This is a genomic window from Streptomyces sp. NPDC058662 (genome assembly GCF_042716255.1).
Classification (GTDB): domain Bacteria; phylum Actinomycetota; class Actinomycetes; order Streptomycetales; family Streptomycetaceae; genus Streptomyces.
The window spans coordinates 1-3,239 of sequence record NZ_JBHXRU010000188.1 but is presented as its reverse complement, the minus strand read 5'-3'; the positions used below and the strand labels follow the sequence as shown (position 1 = coordinate 3,239).

Here is a 3,239-nt window from a genome sequence, read left to right as displayed (position 1 = left end):
CTAGTGAACTTGTTCCGTATATGGAGCAGGGTGATGGGTGGCTGGTCGTTGTTTGAGAACTACACAGTGGACGCGAGCATCTGTAGGCCAAGTTTTTAAGGGCACACGGTGGATGCCTTGGCACCAGGAACCGATGAAGGACGTGAGAGGCCGCGATAGGCCCCGGGGAGCTGCCAACTGAGCTTTGATCCGGGGGTGTCCGAATGGGGAAACCCGGCAGTCGTCATGGGCTGTCACCCACTGCTGAACACATAGGCAGTGTGGAGGGAACGAGGGGAAGTGAAACATCTCAGTACCCTCAGGAAGAGAAAACAACCGTGATTCCGGGAGTAGTGGCGAGCGAAACCGGATGAGGCCAAACCGTATGCGTGTGATACCCGGCAGGGGTTGCGCATGCGGGGTTGTGGGAATGAGCTTGATCGGTCTGCCGGCCGGTCGGCGAGTCAGAAACCGTTGATGTAGTCGAAGGACATGCGAAAGGTCCGGCGTAGAGGGTAAGACCCCCGTAGACGAAACATCAGCGGCTTGCTTGCTCATCTCCCAAGTAGCACGGGGCCCGAGAAATCCCGTGTGAATCTGGCGGGACCACCCGCTAAGCCTAAATATTCCCTGGTGACCGATAGCGGATAGTACCGTGAGGGAATGGTGAAAAGTACCGCGGGAGCGGAGTGAAATAGTACCTGAAACCGTGTGCCTACAAGCCGTGGGAGCGTCGCCGTTGTTCTTCGGAACAACGGTCGTGACTGCGTGCCTTTTGAAGAATGAGCCTGCGAGTTAGCGGTGTGTAGCGAGGTTAACCCGTGTGGGGAAGCCGTAGCGAAAGCGAGTCCGAATAGGGCGATTGAGTTGCACGCTCTAGACCCGAAGCGGAGTGATCTAGCCATGGGCAGGTTGAAGCGGAGGTAAGACTTCGTGGAGGACCGAACCCACCAGGGTTGAAAACCTGGGGGATGACCTGTGGTTAGGGGTGAAAGGCCAATCAAACTCCGTGATAGCTGGTTCTCCCCGAAATGCATTTAGGTGCAGCGTCGTGTGTTTCTTGCCGGAGGTAGAGCACTGGATAGGCGATGGGCCCTACCGGGTTACTGACCTTAGCCAAACTCCGAATGCCGGTAAGTGAGAGCACGGCAGTGAGACTGTGGGGGATAAGCTCCATGGTCGAGAGGGAAACAGCCCAGAGCATCGACTAAGGCCCCCAAGCGTACGCTAAGTGGGAAAGGATGTGGAGTCGCAGAGACAACCAGGAGGTTGGCTTAGAAGCAGCCACCCTTGAAAGAGTGCGTAATAGCTCACTGGTCAAGTGATTCCGCGCCGACAATGTAGCGGGGCTCAAGCGTACCGCCGAAGTCGTGTCATTGCAGCAATAGGGCCAACGCCCGCTGTGATGGGTAGGGGAGCGTCGTGTGCCGGGTGAAGCAGCAGCGGAAGCTAGTTGTGGACGGTTCACGAGTGAGAATGCAGGCATGAGTAGCGATACACACGTGAGAAACGTGTGCGCCGATTGACTAAGGGTTCCTGGGTCAAGCTGATCTGCCCAGGGTAAGTCGGGACCTAAGGCGAGGCCGACAGGCGTAGTCGATGGACAACCGGTTGATATTCCGGTACCCGCTTTGAAACGCCCAATATCGAATCCATTGATGCTAAGGCCGTGAAGCCGTTCCGGAGCCTTCGGGCAAGGGAAAGTGGTGGAGCCGCCGGTCCAAGGTGGTAGTAGGTAAGCGATGGGGTGACGCAGGAAGGTAGTCCAGCCCGGGCGGTGGTAGTCCCGGGGTAAGGGTGTAGGCCGAGGGGTAGGCAAATCCGTCCCTCATTAAGGCTGAGACCTGATGCCGAGCCGATTGTGGTGAAGTGGATGATCCTATGCTGTCGAGAAAAGCCTCTAGCGAGTTTCATGGCGGCCCGTACCCTAAACCGACTCAGGTGGTCAGGTAGAGAATACCGAGGCGTTCGGGTGAACTATGGTTAAGGAACTCGGCAAAATGCCCCCGTAACTTCGGGAGAAGGGGGGCCATCACTGGTGATCGGATTTACTCCGTGAGCTGGGGGTGGCCGCAGAGACCAGCGAGAAGCGACTGTTTACTAAAAACACAGGTCCGTGCGAAGCCGTAAGGCGATGTATACGGACTGACGCCTGCCCGGTGCTGGAACGTTAAGGGGACCGGTTAGTGCGCTTTCGGGCGTGCGAAGCTGAGAACTTAAGCGCCAGTAAACGGCGGTGGTAACTATAACCATCCTAAGGTAGCGAAATTCCTTGTCGGGTAAGTTCCGACCTGCACGAATGGCGTAACGACTTCTCGACTGTCTCAACCATAGGCCCGGTGAAATTGCACTACGAGTAAAGATGCTCGTTTCGCGCAGCAGGACGGAAAGACCCCGGGACCTTTACTATAGTTTGATATTGGTGTTCGGTTCGGCTTGTGTAGGATAGGTGGGAGACTTTGAAGCTGTGACGCCAGTCATGGTGGAGTCGCCGTTGAAATACCACTCTGGTCGTGCTGGATGTCTAACCTCGGTCCGTGATCCGGATCAGGGACAGTGTCTGATGGGTAGTTTAACTGGGGCGGTTGCCTCCTAAAGAGTAACGGAGGCGCCCAAAGGTTCCCTCAGCCTGGTTGGCAATCAGGTGTTGAGTGTAAGTGCACAAGGGAGCTTGACTGTGAGACCGACGGGTCGAGCAGGGACGAAAGTCGGGACTAGTGATCCGGCGGTGGCTTGTGGAAGCGCCGTCGCTCAACGGATAAAAGGTACCCCGGGGATAACAGGCTGATCTTCCCCAAGAGTCCATATCGACGGGATGGTTTGGCACCTCGATGTCGGCTCGTCGCATCCTGGGGCTGGAGTCGGTCCCAAGGGTTGGGCTGTTCGCCCATTAAAGCGGTACGCGAGCTGGGTTTAGAACGTCGTGAGACAGTTCGGTCCCTATCCGCTGTGCGCGTAGGAATATTGAGAAGGGCTGTCCCTAGTACGAGAGGACCGGGACGGACGAACCTCTGGTGTGCCAGTTGTCCTGCCAAGGGCATGGCTGGTTGGCTACGTTCGGGAGGGATAACCGCTGAAAGCATCTAAGCGGGAAGCCTGCTTCGAGATGAGTATTCCCACCTCCTTGAGAGGGTAAGGCTCCCAGTAGACGACTGGGTTGATAGGCCAGATGTGGAAGCCCGGTAACGGGTGAAGCTGACTGGTACTAATAGGCCGAGGGCTTGTCCTCAGTTGCTCGCGTCCACTGTGTTAGTTCTGAA

General features: G+C 56.7%; 1 rRNA gene. It reads left to right on the top strand.

Annotation, left to right across the window (positions count from 1 at the left end):
• Positions 1–85 precede the first annotated feature (85 nt).
• Positions 86–3,208 (top strand): 23S ribosomal RNA (locus ACFWUQ_RS31120).
• Positions 3,209–3,239 lie beyond the last annotated feature (31 nt).